Source organism: Azonexus sp. (assembly GCF_030824335.1).
Lineage (GTDB): Bacteria > Pseudomonadota > Gammaproteobacteria > Burkholderiales > Rhodocyclaceae > Azonexus.
In genome coordinates this window covers 80,247-101,094 of record NZ_JAVBXX010000017.1, presented here as the reverse complement: position 1 = coordinate 101,094, position 20,848 = coordinate 80,247, and the positions used below count along the sequence as shown (strand labels likewise).

19 protein-coding genes are annotated in these 20,848 nt (G+C 62.4%); 6 read left to right on the top strand and 13 right to left on the bottom strand.

Annotated elements, in window-relative coordinates; genetic code table 11:
• From purH to hemF, 4 genes are all read left to right on the top strand, one after another.
• A complete protein-coding gene (gene purH, locus RCI20_RS11680; protein WP_306605691.1) occupies positions 1–1,593 on the top strand; it encodes a bifunctional phosphoribosylaminoimidazolecarboxamide formyltransferase/IMP cyclohydrolase in 1,593 nt (530 codons plus the stop codon).
• Between the two features lie 132 nt (positions 1,594–1,725).
• A complete protein-coding gene (gene purD / locus RCI20_RS11675; protein ID WP_306605689.1) occupies positions 1,726–3,003 on the top strand; it encodes a phosphoribosylamine--glycine ligase in 1,278 nt (425 codons plus the stop codon).
• A gap of 30 nt (positions 3,004–3,033) precedes the next feature.
• Positions 3,034–4,671 carry a diguanylate cyclase domain-containing protein gene (locus tag RCI20_RS11670; protein WP_306605687.1) on the top strand — a complete coding sequence of 546 codons (1,638 nt, stop codon included), beginning with the start codon at positions 3,034–3,036 and terminating at the stop codon, positions 4,669–4,671.
• Complete coding sequence (hemF, locus tag RCI20_RS11665; RefSeq protein WP_306605685.1) at positions 4,664–5,602, top strand: oxygen-dependent coproporphyrinogen oxidase; 939 nt, start codon at positions 4,664–4,666, stop codon at positions 5,600–5,602. Before RCI20_RS11670 ends, hemF begins: the two co-directional genes overlap by 8 nt.
• 13 nt (positions 5,603–5,615) lie before the next feature.
• Here the strand turns inward: hemF and RCI20_RS11660 are convergent, their stop codons facing one another.
• The 5 genes from RCI20_RS11660 to hemC are packed head-to-tail and all read right to left on the bottom strand — an operon-like array spanning position 5,616 to position 9,859.
• Positions 5,616–5,855 carry a hypothetical protein gene (locus tag RCI20_RS11660; RefSeq protein WP_306605684.1) on the bottom strand — a complete coding sequence of 80 codons (240 nt, stop codon included), beginning with the start codon at positions 5,853–5,855 and terminating at the stop codon, positions 5,616–5,618.
• 17 nt (positions 5,856–5,872) lie between these two features.
• Positions 5,873–7,063, bottom strand: a complete 1,191-nt coding sequence (locus RCI20_RS11655; protein WP_306605682.1) for a heme biosynthesis HemY N-terminal domain-containing protein — start codon at positions 7,061–7,063, stop codon at positions 5,873–5,875.
• Positions 7,060–8,127: a uroporphyrinogen-III C-methyltransferase gene (locus RCI20_RS11650; protein WP_306605680.1), complete on the bottom strand. Its 1,068-nt coding sequence runs from the start codon at positions 8,125–8,127 to the stop codon at positions 7,060–7,062. The genes RCI20_RS11655 and RCI20_RS11650 overlap by 4 nt, the downstream gene beginning before the upstream one ends.
• Positions 8,128–8,129: 2 nt before the next feature.
• Positions 8,130–8,906 (bottom strand): uroporphyrinogen-III synthase, encoded by a 777-nt coding sequence (locus tag RCI20_RS11645; protein ID WP_306605678.1) that lies wholly within the window; start codon positions 8,904–8,906, stop codon positions 8,130–8,132.
• A 5-nt stretch (positions 8,907–8,911) separates the two neighbouring features.
• Positions 8,912–9,859 (bottom strand): hydroxymethylbilane synthase, encoded by a 948-nt coding sequence (hemC, locus tag RCI20_RS11640; RefSeq protein WP_306605676.1) that lies wholly within the window; start codon positions 9,857–9,859, stop codon positions 8,912–8,914.
• On the opposite strand from hemC, the gene RCI20_RS11635 reads away from it, so the two are divergent.
• Positions 9,858–10,346 carry a thioredoxin family protein gene (locus RCI20_RS11635; RefSeq protein ID WP_306605674.1) on the top strand — a complete coding sequence of 163 codons (489 nt, stop codon included), beginning with the start codon at positions 9,858–9,860 and terminating at the stop codon, positions 10,344–10,346. The two genes, hemC and RCI20_RS11635, sit on opposite strands and share 2 nt — an antisense overlap.
• 10 nt (positions 10,347–10,356) lie before the next feature.
• A complete protein-coding gene (locus RCI20_RS11630; RefSeq protein WP_306605672.1) occupies positions 10,357–11,010 on the top strand; it encodes a methyltransferase in 654 nt (217 codons plus the stop codon).
• Here RCI20_RS11630 and RCI20_RS11625 read toward each other — a convergent pair.
• The 8 genes from RCI20_RS11625 to RCI20_RS11590 form a co-directional block, all read right to left on the bottom strand.
• Positions 11,007–13,640, bottom strand: a complete 2,634-nt coding sequence (locus RCI20_RS11625) for an ATP-binding protein (RefSeq protein WP_306605669.1) — start codon at positions 13,638–13,640, stop codon at positions 11,007–11,009. The genes RCI20_RS11630 and RCI20_RS11625 overlap by 4 nt on opposite strands.
• Positions 13,641–13,713: 73 nt before the next feature.
• Complete coding sequence (locus RCI20_RS11620) at positions 13,714–14,145, bottom strand: biopolymer transporter ExbD (protein WP_306605667.1); 432 nt, start codon at positions 14,143–14,145, stop codon at positions 13,714–13,716.
• Entirely contained in the window at positions 14,145–14,873 is a 729-nt protein-coding gene (locus RCI20_RS11615; RefSeq protein ID WP_076091798.1) for a MotA/TolQ/ExbB proton channel family protein, read from the bottom strand. Before RCI20_RS11615 ends, RCI20_RS11620 begins: the two co-directional genes overlap by 1 nt.
• 3 nt (positions 14,874–14,876) lie before the next feature.
• Positions 14,877–15,536: an energy transducer TonB gene (locus tag RCI20_RS11610; protein ID WP_205750531.1), complete on the bottom strand. Its 660-nt coding sequence runs from the start codon at positions 15,534–15,536 to the stop codon at positions 14,877–14,879.
• Positions 15,537–15,646: 110 nt separating this feature from the next.
• Positions 15,647–17,104 (bottom strand): PepSY domain-containing protein, encoded by a 1,458-nt coding sequence (locus RCI20_RS11605; protein WP_306605663.1) that lies wholly within the window; start codon positions 17,102–17,104, stop codon positions 15,647–15,649.
• A 7-nt stretch (positions 17,105–17,111) separates the two neighbouring features.
• Positions 17,112–19,283, bottom strand: a complete 2,172-nt coding sequence (locus tag RCI20_RS11600) for a TonB-dependent siderophore receptor (protein ID WP_306605661.1) — start codon at positions 19,281–19,283, stop codon at positions 17,112–17,114.
• Positions 19,284–19,451: 168 nt separating this feature from the next.
• On the bottom strand, positions 19,452–19,985 hold the full coding sequence (locus RCI20_RS11595; RefSeq protein WP_306605659.1) for a hypothetical protein: 534 nt from the start codon (positions 19,983–19,985) through the stop codon (positions 19,452–19,454).
• A gap of 140 nt (positions 19,986–20,125) precedes the next feature.
• Positions 20,126–20,776, bottom strand: coding sequence for an alternative oxidase (locus RCI20_RS11590; protein ID WP_306605656.1), 651 nt, complete (start codon positions 20,774–20,776; stop codon positions 20,126–20,128).
• Positions 20,777–20,848: the final 72 nt, after the last annotated feature.

The following is a 20,848-nucleotide window of genomic DNA, read 5'->3' as shown; positions in this document are numbered from 1 at the left end:
ATGACCATCAAACAAGCCCTGATTTCCGTCTCCGACAAGACGGGTGTACTCGAATTCGCCCAAGGCCTGGCAGCCCAGGGCGTCAAGCTGCTGTCCACCGGCGGTACCGCGAAAATGCTGCGTGACGCCGGGTTGACCGTCACCGAGATCGGCGATTACACCGGCTTCCCGGAAATGCTCGACGGTCGCGTCAAGACGCTGCACCCGAAGGTGCACGGCGGCATCCTGGCCCGCCGCGACCTGCCGGAACATCTGGCGACCATCGAAGCGCACGGCATCCCGACCATCGATCTGGTCTGCGTGAACCTCTATCCGTTTGCCGCAACCATCGCCAAGGCCGGCGTGACGCTGGAAGACGCCATCGAGAACATCGACATCGGCGGCCCGGCCATGGTCCGTTCGTCGGCCAAGAACTACAACGGCGTTGCCATCGTCACCGATCCGGAAGACTACGCTGGCATCCTCGCCGAGATGAAGGCCAACGCTGGCGCGCTGCACCTGGCAACCCGCTTCGGCCTGGCCAAGAAGGCGTTCACGCATACCGCCCGCTACGACAGCATGATCGCCAACTGGCTGACCGGCCTCGACGAAGGTGCGGAAAGCAAGCCGGCAGAAGCCGCGCCGCAGCCGTCCGTCTTCCCGGCCAAGTTGCAACTGGCCTTCGACCGTACCGAAATCCTGCGCTACGGTGAAAACTCGCATCAGCAAGCCGCTTTCTACCGCGACACCACGCCGCTGCCGGGCAGCATCGCCGCCTACACGCAGTTGCAGGGCAAGGAACTGTCGTACAACAACATCGCCGACTCCGATGCGGCCTGGGAATGCGTCAAGGCTTTCGATGTCCCAGCCTGCGTCATCATCAAACACGCCAATCCGTGCGGTGTTGCCATCGACGGCAGCCTGCTCGGCGCCTACGAAAAGGCCTTCAAGACCGATTCGACCTCGGCCTTCGGCGGCATCATCGCCTTCAACGGTGAAGTCGGCATCGACGTGGTCAACGCGATGAACGAGCGCAAGCACTTCGTCGAAGTGCTGATCGCCCCGTCCTTCACCGCCGAAGCCAAGGCTGCGCTGGCCGCCAAGGCCAACCTGCGCGTGCTGGTCGTACCGCTCGGCAAGGACTTGAACAAGCTCGAACTGAAGCGTGTCGGCGGCGGCCTGCTGGTCCAGACGGCCGACGATTTCACCGCCCAGGCTTCCGGCCTGAAGGTGGTCACCAAGGTGCAGCCGACTGCCCAGCAGATCGAAGACCTGCTCTTCGCCGAGCGCGTCGCCAAGTTCGTCAAGTCCAACGCCATCGTCTTCTGCGGTGGCGGCATGACCTTGGGCGTCGGCGCCGGCCAAATGAGCCGCGTCGATTCGACCAAGATCGCCAGCATCAAGGCGCAGAACGCCGGCCTGCCACTGAAGGGCTCGGTCGTCGCTTCCGACGCCTTCTTCCCGTTCCGTGACGGCCTCGACGTGCTGGCCGAAGCCGGCGCCGTTGCCGTCATCCAGCCGGGCGGCTCGATGCGCGACGAGGAAGTCATTGCGGCGGCTGATGAACACGGCATCGCGATGGTGTTCACCGGCGCCCGCCACTTCCGCCACTGATTTCGCGCCCGGCTGCGCCGTGACTTTGTCGACTTCGCCTGGCCGTGCTAAAAGCACTGTCTGCGGCTATTCTTCGCGTCACGGCTTTGCCGTGCGCGAAATCAAGCCTCGGAAACAATAAGGAAACTCCCCATGAAACTACTGGTAATCGGTTCCGGCGGCCGTGAGCACGCCATGGCCTGGCGTCTGGCCAAAACCCCCGGCATGCAGAAAGTTTTCGTCGCCCCCGGCAATGCCGGCACGGCGCGTGAACACGAGTTGGAAAACGTCAACATCACCGATCCGGCAGCACTGGCGGATTTCGCCGAACAAAACAATGTTTATCTGACCGTCGTCGGCCCGGAAGCGCCATTAGCAGCCGGTATCGTCAATATTTTCCGGGCCCGTGGCCTGAAGATCTTTGGCCCGACCAAGGAAGCCGCCCAGCTCGAATCATCGAAGGATTTCGCCAAGCGCTTCATGGCCCGGCACAACATTCCGACGGCGGAATTTGCGACTTTTACCGAGTCGACCGCAGCACACGCCTACATTGACGAAAAGGGTGCCCCCATCGTCATCAAGGCTGATGGTCTGGCCGCTGGCAAGGGCGTTGTCGTGGCGATGAGCCTCGAAGAAGCGCACGGCGCGATTGACGACATGCTGTCCGGCAACAAGCTGGGCGATGCCGGCGCCCGCGTCGTCATCGAAGAATTCCTCGATGGCGAAGAAGCCAGCTTCATCGTCATGGTCGATGGCAAGAACGTGCTTGCCCTGGCCTCCAGCCAGGACCACAAGCGCATCGGCGACGGCGATACCGGACCGAACACCGGCGGCATGGGCGCCTACTCCCCGGCCCCGTGCGTAACGCCGGAAATCCATGCCAAGGCCATGCGTGAAATCATCCTGCCGACGGTACGCGGCATGGCTGCCGACGGCATCCCGTTCTCCGGCTTTCTCTACGCCGGCCTGATGATCGGCAAGGATGGCTCGGTCAAGACGCTGGAATTCAACTGTCGCATGGGCGACCCGGAAACCCAGCCGATCCTGATGCGCCTGAAGTCCGACTTCGTCAATCTGCTGGAACACGGCATTGACGGCAAGCTCGATCAGATCGAAGCCGAATGGGACCGCCGTGTCGCACTGGGCGTCGTGCTGGCAGCGGCCAATTATCCGGATACTCCGAAAAAGGGCGACGTGATCTACGGTCTGCCGCCAGCCAACAGCTTCGGTGAAGACGCCCATGTCTTCCATGCCGGCACTGCGCTGCAAGGTGAGCATGTCATCACCGCCGGCGGTCGCGTCCTGTGCGTAACCGCCCTCGGTGAGAACGTCAAACTGGCCCAGAAAGCCGCTTACGAAGCCGCCGTCCAGATCGGCTGGGACGGCATGCAATACCGCAAGGATATCGGTCACCGCGCAATCACCCGCTGACCAGTAGTCAACCCGACTGGTGAGCGAACGATGAAGCCATCGCTGGGCAGCAGTCTGAAAACCCGCATCGCCCTGGTTGCCGGCCTGTTGTTCCTGGCCGGCATCGTTGGCGTATCGCTGGTCGTCAGCAGCATCCTGCACAAGGAGATGCAGGCCATGCTGTCTGGCCAGCAACTCGCTGCTGCCACTTACATCAGTCGGGAAATCAGTGGCAAGCTGACCTTGCGTCTGGACAGCCTGAAACGGGTCGCTGGCAACATCCCGATCGAATTATTGAGCGACAGCGCCGCATTACAAATCTGGCTCGATGACCGCCGCGCCATCCACACGCTATTCCCGACCGGCTTGATGATCATCCCGCCGGATGGCGGCCCGACGCTGGCTGACACGCCGCGTCTGGCCACACGCCCCAAGTCCTTCACCGACAGGGACTGGTTCATCGGTGTGAAAAGCTCTGGCAAGCCATTCATCAGCAAACCTCTCATTGCCCGGGCCACAGGGCAAGCCGCACTGGTCATTGCCGTACCAATTTTTGACCAGCGGCAGCGCCTCCTGGGTATTCTGGCTGGCGTCACACCGTTGACCACGCCGGGCTTTCTCGACCAGATCATCGATGCGCAACCTGGCAGCAATGGCAGCTACCAACTGATCGCCCCTCAATCCCGGCTTTTCGTGTTGGGCAGCAATCTGCATGAAGCCGCCAAGGAGCTTCCGGCAGCGGGCAGCGACCCGCTGATCGATGCCGCACTGGGCGACGAACCCGGCATTCGCACAATCCGCAACGCCCATGGCGAAGAAGAACTCGCCGCAATTGTTGAAGTGCCGCCAGCCAACTGGCGCCTGCTGGCCCGTCAACCAGCACGCGATGCTTTTGAACCGGTACGTAACACACTGACCAATACCTGGCTGGTCACTGCACTGCTCGCCTTCCCGATCATCGCCTTGCTGCTGCTCGCCTTGAACCGCCTGCTGCGCCCGTTGGAAAAACTGGCCGATGAGTTGCGTGGTATGGCCGAGGGCACGCGCCCGATGCAACCAGTGAAACTCAGGCGCAACGATGAAGTTACCCGCGTGGCGGACAGCTTCAATCATCTGCAACAAAAACTGCAGGAACAAGAGCGCTCACTGGCCGAAATGGCCCATCGCGATGCGTTGACCCAGTTACCCAACCGCCTGGCAATCAACGATTACCTGGAACACGAACTGGCATGCATCAAGCGACACGGCGCAGGCCTGGCCCTGCTCTTTCTCGACCTGGATGGCTTCAAACCAATCAACGACACCTACGGGCACGATATTGGCGACAAATTGCTGATTGAGGTCGCCCACCGCCTCCGGAACAATGTGCGCGATGTGGACACCGTCGCCCGGCTAGGCGGCGACGAATTCCTGATTTGCCTGGCCGATACCGATGTACCGCTGAGCGCCGGGGAGCGCGTTGCTGAAAAATGCATCGCGGCGCTGGGAACTCCATTCCATGTAGCCGGTCACATGGTTTCGATTGGCGTCTCCATCGGATTGGCGATTGCCGAAGGGGAAGACGGGTGGCAAATCGGCAGTGCCGATCTCCTGCGTTTTGCCGACATTGCCATGTACCGTGCCAAAGCCAATGGCCGCAACCGTTACGCCATTTACTCCCCCGAACCCAGCAGCCCCGACGATGTCTGAAAATACCCTGCAGCAAATTCCCTTGACCCACCTGAAGGATTACTTCACCGACCTGCAAAAGCGCATTGTCGGCGAACTGGAGGCTTTCGATGGCCAAGCTTTCCGTAGCGATGCCTGGCAACGCCCGGAAGGTGGCGGCGGTGTGTCGCGTCTGATCGAAGAAGGCAATTTTTTCGAACGCGGCGGCGTCAATTTCTCGCATGTCACCGGTAGCGCCCTGCCCGCTTCGGCCACTGCCGTCCGGCCGCATCTGGCCGGCCGCGCCTGGGAGGCCATGGGCGTCTCGCTGGTTTTGCACCCACGCAATCCCTATTGTCCGACAGCACACATGAACGTGCGCTGCTTTGTTGCCAGCAAACCGGGTGAAGCGGATGTCTTCTGGTTCGGTGGCGGCATGGACATGACGCCTTATTACGGTCAACGGGAAGATGTGGTGCATTTTCACCAGACCTGCAAAACGGCTTTGGCGCCTTTCGGCGACGCGGTCTATCCGAAATACAAAAACTGGTGCGACGAGTATTTCTTTCTCAAGCACCGCAATGAACCACGCGGCGTCGGCGGCGTTTTCTTCGATGATCTGAACGAAGCTGGAACCGGTGGAGAAAATGCATTCGAGCGCTGCTTCGCACTGACCCAGGCCGTCGGCAACGCCTTCACGCAGGCCTACCTGCCGGTGCTCGCCAAGCGCCGCGACACACCGTATGGCGAACGCGAACGCGACTTCCAGGCCTATCGCCGTGGCCGCTATGTCGAATTCAATCTGGTCTGGGATCGCGGCACCCTGTTCGGACTGCAATCCGGCGGCCGGACCGAATCCATCCTGATGTCGCTGCCGCCTATCGTCAAATGGCGCTACGACTGGCAGCCGGAAACCGGCACGCCAGAAGCAGAACTCTACGAAGTTTTTCTCAAGCCGCAGAACTGGGCCTGAAATCCAGCCAAGCTTACTTCAGCTTGCCCTTGACGACCCGGACGCGCACCGGGTCTTTCAATTCCAGTTTTCCACCACCGCCCAACAGATTGCCGCAAGCGCAAGCGGCTTTGATGTGCGGCACGGAATTGACGATCACGGCGCAATCCAGACACTCGTAATAGATATCCCCCCCGGTCGGCAAATCGGATGGATCGGGCGTCGGCTCGATGGGATAAAAGTTGTAAATCTTGCGCATATCAATATTAAGCACGAACGTCTCCTTGGTAATTATTTCCCAACAAATTCCTGGCTGACGGCAGCCCGATAATGCCGATTGGCCTCTTCGGTCCGCTCAAGTTGATCGCACAGGCGGGCCAGTTCAAGATGCCCTTCCTGAGTTTCATCGAGCGACAACGATGCCTCCAGATAACTCTGCGCCTTGCCCCACAGGCGTTGCCGCACGCACATGCGGCCCAGCGCCAGCAATAATTCGGCATGCGTGGGCCGCTGACGTAACCACGCTTCGGCCCGGGCAATACGCGACATCGGATCTGCACCGGTCAAGCGACCATAAATGCCGATCAACGAACACTGCCAGGCTTCGTCATCGCCGCTGTCCAGCACACCCTCAATCAATTTCTGTGCTTCCGCATCTGCGCCGACTGCAGTCAGGGCACGACTTGCAGCAAGTGCCAACTCCGGTACGCGTTCATCAGCCGGCAAGGCTCGCAGGTAGGTCACCAACGTGTCACGCTCGCTGGCACAGCGTTCAATATTGGCGCGGTGCGCCTTGGTGCTTAGCGTGCGCACAGTTTCTTCTGGCAGGGCATCGCGTTTGGCCAATTGCCGCAGCAGCTTGAGTACGCCATCCCAGTCGCCCAATCCCTGGCGCGCCCGCAACTCCAGACGCAACGCGGCAATGTGTCGGCCAAGCTTGCCCTGCAAACGCGCCAATGCCGCCAGCGCCTCATCAAACCGACGCTCCTCGTTGTGCATTTCGGCCTCCAGCATCAAGCTGGCTGCTTCATTACGCGCATCCTGTTGCTTGGCCTTATCCAGCCACGCCTGTTGACGCATCGGGTCACCCAGGCGCTGCGCCGCCCGAGCAGCAATCAGTGCAGCCAAACCTGGCGCCCGCCCCGCGTCATAAGCCTCCCCGGCACGCTTCAAGGCTTGACCAAAGCGCCCTTCGAACAACAAACGTACGGCATCCTGAAATACCACGCCGGACCTTTCCCGCTGCCGACGCTTCCGGTACTCCTGAGCCTGTCGAGGCATACTCACGGCAAAGAAAAATGCCCGCAAGATGAAATGCAAAACAAGAAAAGCCGCCAACAGCGCCAGTAGCAGCAAGTTGAGTGAAACCTCCAGGCGCCAGGGCGCCACGACAATCAGGACATAGCCATCATTCAGATGGGCCCCCATGGCTACGGCAACCGCCAGACCAAACAGGGTGATGACCCAGAATAAGCCGCTCACCGCTTTTCCTTGCCGTCACGCAGCACGGCCAGCGCCTGCTGGCTGGCCCGCAAATCCGGCAGATCAATCACGACGCTGGCCGTCGCAAGCGCCTTGATATCTGCCTGCGCCGCCTGAACAGCCTTGTCTTCCGGGGAAAAATGCCGAGTCAGCCAATGCTCGGCAAGCGACAACTCGCTACGATAAGTTTTCTGATCACGCGCAAACAGTGCCAGGCGGGCACTGAGCAAACGCAACTTGAGATTTTCGCGCAAGAAAAACCCTTGGCCGGGCGCCAGCAAGACGGGTTCTTCGCGATCAAAACGCTGGATGCGGATCAAGCTGCGGGCTTCCTGCCAAACATCAAGCAATGCCTGCTGCCACCACGGCTTTACTTCGAGCGGATCGGTCGCATCGGCCGGCGGCAGCGATGAAGCCGCATCGACCGGCGGCAGCGATGAAGCCGCATCGACCGGGCGGCCATAAACCGCAAAGGCAAATTTGTCGACACTTTCGACAATCTGTCCGAGTTGCAAGCTGATACCGGGAACATCGACCAGCGGCAGTTCATTCAGTGAGTGAATATCCGCCGCCAGCGCCTTGCGCAAAGGCAAGTGCCGGGCCTTGTCGAGGCGGGCCAACTGAGCATCGGCCGAACGCAGAGCCTGCAAGGCGACCGGCACATTACCGGCGAGCTGGATTTGTTGTACCGCCAGCGTGATTGCCTGCTCCACGTCAAGCAGATCAAGCGTCTCGCGCCCGTTGGCGAGGCTCTCATGAAGCGTGCTCAGTGCAGCTTCGCTATCCTTGCTTTCCGCCAGTTGCAATTCGATGGCGGCCAGTCGTTCACTGAACTTTGCCACATCCTCATGCGATGCACCGGCATCACCCTGACGCTGACTCATCAACTGACGGATTTCAGACAACTGCTGCCGGGTATCAAACCATTGCCAGGTCGCCAAACCGCCGATAAGTGCAACAAGCAACAGCCAGGCGAACTTGCCTCCGCCGCGCCGTGTTGCCACTGGCGGCACAGCCTCCTGATCAGAGGCCGGAGAGGAAGGAGAGGAATATTCAGCTTTCATGCTCACCAATTATAAGCAAGTAATCCTTCGATCAGGCCACTGTCAGTGGCTTCTGTCAATTCGACACGCGCCAGACCCAGCGTACCGGCGACCTCGGCAATGCGGGCATGCGGGACAAACAAGGGGGTCTGGGCGAGGAATTGCCGCCCGGCATCGGGCAAGCCATCGACCAGATAGCGCAGGCCCTCACTACTCGACACCACGATGCCATCCAGTCGGCCCAAGCGCCAGGCATCGAGCAGCGGCGCGAAACCTTGCGCCGGGCCGCTGCGCCGATAACAGGTGATGCAATCGACGCTGGCACCACGCGCCCGCAGCGTATCGGCCAGCAGTTCGCGCCCGCCGTCGCCGCGAAAGATGGCGACTCGCCGCCCGCCAACCCGCTCTGCCGCCAATTCCGGCAAGGCCAGCAGACCTTCTGAATCGAAACGCTGCGGCGGCAGCAGACAGCCGGGAATACCTCGTTCGCCAAGGGCTTTGGCGGTACCCGGCCCGACCGCCGCCGGATGCAGGCCGGCCGGCCAGCCCGGCCCGGCCAGCAGCACCGGCAAGGCATGCGCCACGGCATTCGGGCTGACGAAAATGGCCAGCGAGTAAGCGGCCAGTTGATCTGCGGCGGCGTTCAGTGGCGCCGGATCATCGGCCGGCGCAATTTCCAGCAGCGGAAACAACAAGGCCTCGCCCCCGGCGGCGGCAATCGCTGCAGCCAACGGCGCCGCCTGGGCGCGCGGCCGGGTCACGACGATGCAGCGACCAGCGAGCGGGCCGGTCTGCGCCATGCTGTTTACTGACAGCCAGCCAGCTTGGCCAGAATGGCTTCAGCCCCCTGGGCGCGCAGCATGTCGGCCAGTTGACGGCCGAGCGCTTCGTCGTCGCCGTCGACCTTGCCGACTTCACCACGCAATTCTGCGGCAACCATTTCGCGGCCATCGACGCTGGCGACAAAGCCGCGCAGCCACAACAAACCGTTTTCCATGATTGCGTAACCGCCCAAAGGCACCTGGCAGCTACCGCCCAGCGCGCGCGAGAAAGCGCGTTCGGCCTTGACGCAGTGTGCCGTTTCCGGATCGTTGAGCGGCGCCACGACGTCGAACATGTGGGCGGCACCGTCGATCAATTCAATACCCAGTGCGCCCTGCCCCGGCGCCGGCAGCGACTGTTCTGCGGTCAACACGGTCTTGATGCGGTTTTCCAGCCCCAGACGAATCAGGCCGGCGGCCGCCAGGATGATGGCGTCGTATTCACCGGCGTCGAGTTTCTTCAGCCGGGTATCGAGATTGCCGCGCAGGCTCTTGATGACCAGCGTCGGATATTTGGCACGCAGGATGGCTTCGCGGCGCAGGCTGGAAGTGCCGACCACGGCACCGGCCGGCAGATCGTCGAGGCTGTTGTACTTGTTCGAAACAAAGGCATCGCGCGGATTTTCGCGCGCCGAGATGGCGGCCAGCACGAAGCCGTCCGGCATCACCATCGGCACATCCTTCATCGAATGTACGGCAAGGTGCGCCTTGCCTTCCTGCATCGCGACTTCCAGTTCCTTGATGAACAGGCCCTTGCCGCCGATTTCGGCGAGCGGTCGGTCGAGAATCTGGTCGCCCTTGGTGGTCATGCCGAGAATGACAACTTCCGCAGCAGGATTTAGACTCGCCAGTCGATCTCTGACATGCACCGCCTGCCACATGGCCAGACGGGATTCGCGGGAGGCAATGACGATTTTGGAAGGCACGGACATGAGGCAATCCTGGAAGGGATGGAACGGGCTGATCGGGGCGCTGATTCTAGCATGCCTGCCGACAGGCACCTTGCAGGCAGCCGAGTTGCAGCGAGCCAGCCATCTGGCGGTAGAAGCCCGTCAGGCGGCCAGCGCCGGCGCGCCGCTGGTGATCATTTTCAGTCGCGCCGACTGCTCGTTCTGTAAAACCGTCAAACGCGACTACCTGCGCGTGCTGGCTGCCGACCCGCGTTATGCCGGCCGCGTGGTGATCCGCGAAGTCGCGCAGGACAGCAATGCCCCGTTGCAGGATTTCTCCGGTCGACCGACCACGCATGCCATTTTTGCCAAACGGGAAAAAATCCGTCTGGTACCCGTCGTGGCTTTTTACGGCCCCGACGGCCAGGCGCTGCATGAACCGATCGTCGGCGCCCGCCTGCCTGACTTCTACCAGAGCTATCTGGAAGACGCCGTTGACCAAGCCAGCCTGGCCCTGAAAAAACGCTGAACGAGACACCATGAGCGACACCATGAACGAGCACGCCAAACCGCCCGAACAACGCCCGGAACATCCGGATTTCTGGTGCAAACGCTTCGGCGAAGGCATCACGCCTTGGGACGCCGGCAAGGTACCGGACGACTTTGCCGATTTCATCGCCCGCCAGTCAGCCACGCCGAATACGCTTCACACACTGATTCCCGGCTGCGGTAGCGCCTGGGAGGCACTGCACCTGGCAGCTGCCAGGTGGCCGGTTACCGCACTGGATTTTTCGCCGGCCGCCGTCGCCAGGGCGCGCGAAGTGCTCGGCCAGGCCGTGGCCGATGCGGCAAACCCGAATCCTGCGGTCGACCTCGTTTGCGCCGACTTTTTCACCTACACACCGCGTCGACCGCTAGATTTGATCTACGAACGCGCCTTCTTGTGCGCGCTGCCACGCAAATTGTGGGACGACTGGGGAAAACGCGTCGCCCAACTGCTGCCGCCCGGTGGCCTGCTAGCCGGTTATTTTTTCCTGTGCGAACAACCGAAAGGCCCGCCCTTCGGCATTCTGCCTGAACAGCTCGATGCCTTGCTGGGCGAAAATTTCGTCCGCATTGAGGATGTTGCGGTCAACGACTCGATTCCGGTCTTTTCCGGCCGCGAACGCTGGCAGGTCTGGCAACGGCGCTAGGCTTTGGCGATGCCCGCCAGGTGGCGCAGCAGCATTGCCTCCAGGCGTTCCGGCACCACCGGCTTGGCCATGAAATCGTCCATGCCGGCTTCCAGACAACGCGCCTTGTCCTCGACAAATGCGTTGGCCGTCATCGCCAGGATCGGCGTGCGTGCATGCGCCGGCAAGCGGCGGATGTGCTGTGTCGCCTGCAGGCCGTCCATGCGCGGCATCTGCATGTCCATCAGGATCAGGTCGTAATCGGTACTGCTCGCCATGGCCACCGCCTGCTCGCCGTCCTCTGCCTGATCAACCTGCAATCCCAACTCCTCCAATTGGATCAGCGCGATTTCCCGGTTGATCGGCTCGTCTTCGACCAGCAGCACCCGGCGCCCGGCAAAATCACTGCGCAGGCGCTCCCCGGGATTGTCGCCGGCAGCCGGTAAGGTGACAGCGGCCTGATCATCCTTGGCCAGGCAGACCGTGAACCAGAACGTGCTGCCAACGCCCGGTTGACTGCGCACGCCAACGTCGCCGCCCATCAAGCGCGCCAGTTTGCGGGTAATTGCCAGACCAAGGCCAGTGCCGCCGTAATGCCGGGTGGTCGACGCATCCGCCTGCTCGAATGCGGAAAACAGCCGCGGCAATGCCTCTTCGGGAATGCCGATACCGCTATCCTCGACTTCAAAACGCAGCGTCATCGATTGCGCATCCTCCGCCTCGACGACGAGACGGATGACAATGCCGCCGCGCTCGGTGAACTTCACCGCGTTGGTCACGTAGTTGAGCAAGGCCTGCTGCAGTCGCGTCGGATCACCCAGCAAAGCACCCGCCAGATGCGGCACCTCGCTGACCAGCGCCAGGCCTTTCGCCTGTACCCGTTCATGTACCATCGACAGGACATTGACCACCAGCGCTTCGATCTGCACCGGCACCGACTCCAGCGAGAAGCGGCCGGCTTCGATCTTGGACAGGTCGAGCACCGCATTGATGATTTCCAGCAAATGCGCGCTGGCCGTTTCCAGCTTGCCCATCTGCGCGATCTGCTCGTCGCTCAAGCCACCCTTGCGGACCAGCCGGGCCATACCGAGAATGGCATTCATCGGTGTCCGGATTTCGTGGCTCATGTTGGCCAGGAAAACGCTTTTCGCCACGCTGGCAGTTTCGGCAAACTGCTTGGCCTGTGCCAGCTCGCCGGTGCGCAGTTCGACCAGTTCCTCAAGGTGCTCCCGATACGCGGCCAGTTCGCGCTCGGCCTGCCGGTGCTGGGTGACGTCGCGCAGGCTGCACTGGATCAATGCCCGCTCACCCAGCCTGATCCGGCTGATGATCACTTCAGCGATAAACAACTGGCGGTTGTCGATCCGCCGATGCGTCCATTCGAAACGCGGCAATTCACCGCGTAGTGCGGCAGCGATCTGCCTTTCGGCGGCCGACAGCGATGCCTCGCCATCCGGCTGCACGGTCGGCGAGAGTTCCGCCGGCGTGTTGCCGAGCAATCGCTCCCGCGACTCGGCACCAAACATCTGCATTGCCGTCGGATTGCAATCGACGATGGTCACCCCATCGATAATGAGCACCGCTTCGGCCGTCGATTCGAACAGCGTCCGGTAACGCACCTCGGACAGTTGCAGCGCTTCGGTTCGCTCCTGCACCCGCAATTCGAGTTCGTTCTTGGCTGCCAGCAGCGCCTGATCGGCGCGCCGCCAGCGACGACTGAAATGGAAAGCCAGCAACAGCCCGATCAGGCAAGGCACCAGAACCATCAGCGAAACCAGTTGCATGACCCGATGCACCTGCGGGGTGATTGCAGCATCCAATGCCGCCTCACTGCGCATCAGGCTGAGATGCCAGTCGTGGCGCAGCGGGGCAACGAAGCGCAGCCAGGGTTCGCCATCGCTATCCACCACGCGCGTCATTGCCGTCGACCCCAAGGACCAAGCTTCCTCTTTTTCATCCCCCGCAATGGCGCCGAGACGCGAATCGGCAACCCGCTGGCCAGCCCCGTCGAACAGCGCGGCACGCTCAAAAGGCTCGATTTTCCCGGCACGCAGCAAGTCGGCCAGGCGGGTCAGGTGGAGAACCCCGCCAAGGTGCAGAATGACCTTGCCCGACGCATCCAGCACCGGGATATCGATAACCACCGCAGGAACCCCGTCGGCGCCGGTAAAGCCATCGGAAACCACCGGCAGACCAGTGCTGGCGGCTTGCTGGAAATAGGCACGATCGGCCAGGTTGTACTTGCGCAGCGCACGCTGAACGCTGAAGGGATGGGAAATATAGTGATCGCCTTCCGGCGTCAGCACGAACAGCACTGAAAAACCGCCGGCCTGGCGCAGCGCTTCGAGAATTTCGTGCTTTTCCGGATCGAGTTCGCCGGGGATGCCATTCAGCGCCAGGTCGATCGACGAACGTTCGGGCAAGGACTGAAAGGCCCGGCTTCTCGCCGCCAGGCGCAGCAACTGCAACGGCTGTTCGATTTCCGCGTCGAGGCGTGCCGCCAGCGAATCGACAAAGGCCTTGTTGTCCTCGGCCCAGCGCTGGACAGCCCATTCGTGCAAAGAACCGCGCAGGAAAAAGAGTAGCAGCGCCAGCGACAACAGCGTCGGCAGCAGCACCAATGCAACGATATGTCGCCGCTCCCCCCTCATCCCCGCCCCTCCCGTTCTATCCGGCTAAGGGGATTATGCACTGACCGGTCGATGATGCAATGTCGGAAAACCCCTAGGGCCCGGATGGATCGCTGATGAAACCGATCTTGCTCAGTCCGGCCTTGGCGGCAATCGCCATGACCTGTGCGACCTTCTCGTAATGCACCCGGCGGTCGGCCCGGATATGCAGTTCCGGCGGCACGTCCTGGCGAGCGGCAGCGACACAGCGCAGGGCCAGCGCCTCCAGCGTTACCGGCTCGCCGTTCCAGAACATCTCGCCGTTCTCGCGCAGGCCGAACTCGATGTGTTCGGGCTTGGTCAGGTTGACCGCGCTCGATGCCTTCGGCAGGTCGATCTTGACCGCGTGCGTCAGCAGCGGCGCGGTGACGATGAAGATGACCAGCAGCACCAGCATCACGTCGACCAGCGGCACCACGTTCATCTCGGCTTTCGGGCCGTCGCCGGCCTTGCCGCGGTAGCGGCGGAAATCACCCCCGCCAGCCATCACGCGCCCCGCTGGCTGTTTGCGGTCGACGTGCCGGCGGACTCGTTTTTCACCGTCAGCAGTACGTAGAGATCGTGGGCAAAGCCTTCCAGGCGCGCCAGCCACAGCCGGTTGCGCCGGCTGAAGGCGTTGTAGGCGAGCACCGCCGGAATCGCCACGGCGAGGCCGAGCGCAGTCATGATCAAAGCCTCGCCGACCGGCCCGGCAACCTTGTCGAGCGTGCCCTGACCGGACAGACCGATCTGCACCAGCGCGTGGTAGATGCCCCAGACCGTGCCGAACAGGCCGATGTACGGCGCCGCCGACCCGGCCGACGCAAGCACCGTCAGCCCGTGTTCGGAGGCCGCCGCCTCCTGGTCGATCGAATTGTTCAACGTCCGCGTCAGGTATTCGGCAAGGCCGCCGGCCGTTGCCAGGTTGTCATCGCCCTGCGCCGCTTCCTCGGCCGCATCGACGGCGCTCAGCGCCAGCCGGGCGAAAGCGTTGTCGATCTTCTCGGCCCGGATGCGTTGCCCCAAACCACTGCGCGAGCCGCCCTGCCAGAAACGTTTGAGAAAACCCTCGGCCTGACGCTGCGCCAGGTAGTTCGCCAGCCACTTGGTCACGATCAGGTACCAGCTGGCCAGCGACAGCGCCAGCAACATGCCGAGCACGATGCGCCCGACGATGTCCGAATGCGCAAGAAAGTGGGCAAAACCCAGACCTTCGACAACGACCGACTGCTCCATGAATCAGTTTCCTTCCAGAACGAAATTAAAGGGTTGCACCGCGGTCGCCTCGACCGGCCGGCCATTGCGCGAAGACGGCGTGCACCGCCAGTTGCGCACTGCCGTCAGTGCCGCCTCGTCGAGCCGGGCAAAGCCGCTGCTGCGGTCGACCGTCGCTTTGGCGACTTTTCCGGATTCATCCAGCGTCACCCGCAGGACAACCTTGCCGGTTTCGCCGAGACGCCGCGACAGCGCCGGATAGGCCGGCGGCTGCCGGGCCGGGCAGACGACCGACAACTCGCCACCGAGCGCCACCGGGCCGACCGGCAGAGGCATCGCCGGTGCCGGCGGCGCAACTTCGACCGGCGGTACCGGCGGAGCTGGCGGCGCCACCGGTTCGGCCGGACTGAGCACCGGCGCCTCGGCAACCAGTTGCCGGGGCGGCTGCTTCGGCAGCGGCTTCGGTTCCGGCGGTTTCGGGACGGGCTTGGGAGCCGCCTGCTGCGGTGCCGGCGGGGCGATGAAATTGACCATCAGCGTCACCGCCTCGTTCGGCGTCGGCAACAGGCGATGCGCCATCAGCGCCCAGACGGCCAGCCCGTGCACCGCCAGCACGAAGGCAATGCCCAGCCAGCGGGTGGCTGATGCCTGGGGCGGAACGGAGGAAAATGACCGAGGCGACACGATGGACCGGGAACGATGTTCGAAGCCACCGGATGATACGCAAGAAGCGCCCTGCTGGCACCCGCCCGGCGCCCACCGGGCTGCGGCAAATCGTCGCAGGTACAGCGCTGTCACCGTTGGCGGCGCAGGCGGCGCCAGCCAAGCACCACACCACTGACACTGACGGCAAAACCACCGAGACTGCCAAGGACCAGCAGCACATCCCATAGCGGTCGACGTTCCAGCAAGGGCAGCCAGTCCCAGCTGTGCAGCAGGGCGAACAACCAGCGCTTGACCCGGGTATGGCTGTCCAGGCGAAGGACCACGGCACCACTGCGCGGATCGAGGTAGAGCCAGGTCTGTGCGGCATCGTCGAATTGCAGACGCAGCACCGGCAACGGCCGGTTCTGGTTGCCGCCCATCGTATGCGCCGCCCGGGCGTAGTAATGCCAGTCGTAGGCCTGCTGAACGAAGGCGTCGCTCACCCGCGCCGTCGGCAGCATGGCCGCACCGGCCGCCTGCAGGCCGGCCAGGTCATGAGCGGCGAACGGCGCACATTCGGCGGGCGGCAGCAGGCGGCTGCCGCCCCCGGCATCGCGGGCAAGAATGAAGGGCGCGTCGGCCAGGCGCGTCCACTCCAGTTCGCTGGCGGCAAACCCCGCCTGGCGAAGACAAGCGAGCAGCGCACCCGGCGTCATCCCGTCAGCAGGCACCAGGAACGCCGGACGCTGCGGACGCACTGCACCGGCATCGAAGATCTTCCACGGGTTCATCGAAAACAGGCCGCTGGCGATCCAGGTGACGATCAGCCCGCCGAATACCAGCCCGAGCCAGTGATGCCAACGCGCCCACGGTGCCCGGTAAGGACTGTGGCTGCCGTTGGCGTAGGGGCGCCGGCGCCAGCGCAGGCAACCGGCCCAGATGCCGGTCAGCCCGAGCAGGGTCGCCGCCAGCGAACCGTAAATGACGATGCCGCTCCACCAGGCATCGACCCAACCGCCGCGTAGCGGATACAGCCAGTGCAGCCAGGCGCCGATCCAGTTCCAGATACGCTCCGTCTGCGTCGCATCGCGCACCACTTCACCGGTGACACCTGAAACATACAGCCGGGTCCGCGCATCGTCGTGCATGTCGACCTTGTGCAAGGGGCGATGCCCATCCAGCGCCCGCGAGTGTGTCCAGGCATCCTCGTCGACCTGGCCGGCATGGCTTGCTGCCACAGGCAGGAAAGCCTGTGCCGATTTCACCGCCAGCGCCGCGTCGACCGCATCAAGCCGCGCGCCGCTGCGCCCGTCGATGGCAGCGAAACGGTTCTTGTCCAGCGTCACCACATAGACCGGCGCACCGGCAATCGAGGTCAGACGCAGCCCCCGCACCACGCTGGCTGGCGGCAATGCCGCCAGCGCGTCGGCAACAGGCAGGCAGCACGCGGCGTCATCAAGTACCGGCAGGTTCTGCAGATGTTCCTGCGCTGTCAGTTTCGGATAACCGACGTACATCATGACGACACCGGACAGGAACCAGAGCGCCATGACCAGGCACAACAGGATGCCCAGCCAGCGATGTGCCAGGTAGAGATAACGCTTCATGGCGGATTCAGAAACTGGTCTGGATCGACAGGTCCACCGTCCGCGGGCGCCCCAGATAGATCATGTTCGTGCCGGAGAAGCTTTCGGCGTAGATCTCGTCGGTCAGATTCTTGCCGCGCAGCACGATGCGCGTCCGTCGATCCACCTGGTAGCTGGCGTAGGCGCCCAGCAAGGTGTAGCCCTCGTCACTCAGCGTGTTCGCCGAATTGGCGTAGCGCGATGAAACGTGGCGCAGGTCGCTCCCCAGTTCGACGTTCGCCAGCGGACTGTAAGTCAGCCACAGGTTGGCGACCCGCTTGGGAATATTCGTTGGCCGGTTACCGGCCCGCGATACGGCAACACCGCCGACCGTTTCGTTGAAATCGTCGTACTGCGCATCGACCAGCGACAGGTTGCCGGCAAGCTGCAGCCCGGAAGTGATCCGGTAACCAAGTGCCAGCTCGACCCCGCGCGACGATTGCTGACCGACCGGGATCGTCGTGCCCGGGTTGTTCGGGTCGCTGACGGCAATATTGCGCCGGGTGATGTCGTAGTAGGCCAGCGTGCCGCTGCCTCGACCGTCGGCAAAGGAGAATTTGCTGCCGATTTCCCACTGTTTGCCGGTGCTCAGATCGAAATCGCGGACCTGGGTGAAGGTGGCGGTGGTCAGGATGCCGGACGGCGGATCGGCAGCCGTGCTGTACTGGACATAGACATTGGCATGCGGCGTCAGCTCCCAGGCCAGCGCGATGCGTCCGGTGGTCGGTGTATAGCGGCGCTCGAAATAAGCCGGATTGCTTGCCGTCACTGCCCGGTGGTTGGTCACCTCAAGATCGATGCGATCATGCCGCAGCCCCGTCAGCAAAGACAGGGCCGGCGTCAGGAAGGTCCGGTTCTCGAGGAAGGCGGCCAGCGTCTTGACCCGGTTGCTCCGATCCGGATTGTAGCCCGGCGTCACGCCCGGCAGGCTGAAGAAATCTTCGGTGCTGAAATCATAGGGATTGACCGTACCGAACGGCCCGGCAACCGACAGCGGGAATCGCGTCTGCTTGTTGACGCTGTAGTCAAAACCACCGGCCCAGGTACTGGGGCGTCCGCCCAGGCTGTCCTGCCAGGTGAATTCGAGACGATTGCCGTTCAGCGACTGATCGTGGCGCTGCAATAGTGCATTCGAGCGGATGACGCCGGTATTGGTGGCATTGAAGGCATAGGTTTCGACGTTGCGATAATCGCGCAATGCATCGTAGTGGTAGAACGTGTTGCGCAGATTCAGCCGGTCGCCGGCCTTGTATTCGAGAATCGAACGCCCCCAGCGCACGGTCTGTTCATAGACGCCATCGGCCGAGTTGTAATTCTTGAAGCGCGTGCCCTCGTCGATCGCCACACGACTGCCGACCGGCTTGAGGATCGGGGTGCCCCAGTAGGGACGATCCACTTTTTCGTTCTGGTACTCCAGTGCCAGCGTATGACTCAGCGTGGGTGTCAATTCGGCCAGCCAGGACGCCGCCACTTCGTGGGCATTGCGCTTGGTGCCATCGCTCCAGCCGTTGACGGAACTGCGGTTGAGGTCGAGCCGCAGCACGTTGCTGTCGCCAATCCGGCGGTTGGCGCCAAGCGCCAGCTGGCTCGCATCAAAGCGCCCGTAAGCCGCCTTCATTTCAGTCAGATCGCCATCGCGGCTGGCCAGCTTGGTGACGTAATTGACCGTACCACCGACCGCCCCCGCACCATGAAGGAAACCGGAAGCACCGCCAATGGCTTCGACCCGGTCATAGATCCAGCTATCGACCGCACGTCCGGCAATTGCGTCGTATTGCACGGTGATGCCGTTGAACAACTGGGTCACGCTGGCCCCGGAAAAGCCACGATAGAACACCGAACCCGGCGACCCCGGCGCGGAGGAGGAAGTCATCCCGGGCACATTTTTCAGCGCTTCCTGCGTCGACTCGACACCACGCCGCTCGAGGGTTTCGCGATCGACCACGGTGACCGAGGCCGGTGTCTCACGCACCGTCAGCCCCAGCCGGCTGCCGGTCTGGTGCTGGCGCGTCAGGTCGAGCGGTTCGCCGAGGACACTGTCGGTCACGGTCATCTCGTCGAGCACGCTGTCGGCTGCCGCCAGACCTGTCGAAAAAGCCAGCCATAGCGCCAGCGACAAGGGTTTCAGGGCATTTCGCCCGGTCGATTCGTGAAGCAGCATCCGTTCCCCCGGAAAAACATCGCCGACCAGGCGACCGGCACCGTACCGATCGCTGTCAGAAGGAGGCGGATGGTAGCGAGCCGGGAGGCCGGGGAGAATGTGACATATCGTCGCACCGACTGATTTGCAATGCCTTTCGCGACAATTCAGGGAACTGGCAAACCCCGGTTACGCAGGAACCTTGCTGGCGACATCCTGGAACTCGCCCACCGCATTGCTGACGATTTCACGGGCGATGGCCGTCTGCTCCTCGCTCCGGGTCTGGGCAACCAGAACCACCTGACCATTGGCGACGGCATCATGAATCAGATCCGCCAGCCAGCCCTCCTTGCGCTCGACGCCCGTATTGGCACCGGCGGCAGCGCCGACAAAGGCACCGAGACTGGCGCCCCAGCCCAGCATGACCAGCGGCGCAACCAGCGGACTGGCAACAAACAGCGTGACGCTGCCGGCCACCAGCGCCAGTTGCGTCAGGGCGCCGATGCCGGCACCGACCGCCGTGCCGATGGCACCATCCACCAGCACCTTGTTCAGCACCTCGTTGCTTTCGCCTTTCGGCTGGGCCACCAACGGCCCTGAATCGGCATCGAAAAGTTGCAGCTGATCGCGCGGTATGCCGCGCGCTGCCAGCCGGTTGGCAGCGCCCTCAGCTTCCTCGCGATGGGCAAAAAATCCGGAAATGTGGTGACGGTATTCGTCCATGGTTTTCTCCTTGGGATAAATCCGCATGAAACGGATGAAATTTGACACTATTTCCCATTGAGCGGGACGTCTGTGCGTCAGGGAACCGACCGGCTCCAGTCGCGTTGCCGGCGCCAGCGGAAATGTCAAACGAATAACACTCAACTCAGATGGTTGGCAAACTGATGATTGACATCGCGATGCGTTGCCTCGTCGGCGCGAACGGCGATGATGACCTCGCGCAAGCGGGCATCGGCCGCCAGTTGCCAGTAATCGATGGCAATTGCCGGTGCCGGGACGTTGGCGTAAGTACCATCGTCCACACCAGCCAGATAGGTCGTGTAGCTATGAACCGCTTCTTCTTCCAGGTAACCCACGACGCGATGTGCCGTTGCCGGAGAAAACAGGTAGAGCAGGAAGTAGACGTTGTAGAACGCCCCTTGAACAAGCAGGATCAGCAGGCGCTCAAACCGCGATGGCTGGGCAATGAGAATGAAGGTGAGCAAATGCATGCGCTCGTTTTCTGCTTCGTCCAGCAGCGTACGAATCCAGCCATCATCGGACGCCATGCGGTGCAGCGATTTCAGGTGCTGCAGCGAACCACCGACCATGCCCGGTACAGCGGCAATGGTTTCCAGAACAACGGCGCGATGGCCATAGCGTCTGGCAAAAAAAAGATCGGCGAAATAGCGCAGGAATTTGACGCACAGGAGCGCAATCCTGTCTCGCACATTCTCAGGAATGTGATGTTGCACTGACTTGACTGGCTCAGCCGCCTTGAAAAAACCATTCGCCCTGAATTCATGCGACATCACAATCTCCTGCAGACACCTGAGCTCGCTTGGGGAATTGACGGTAGCGCAACAAATTGCGCTTTTCTGTGG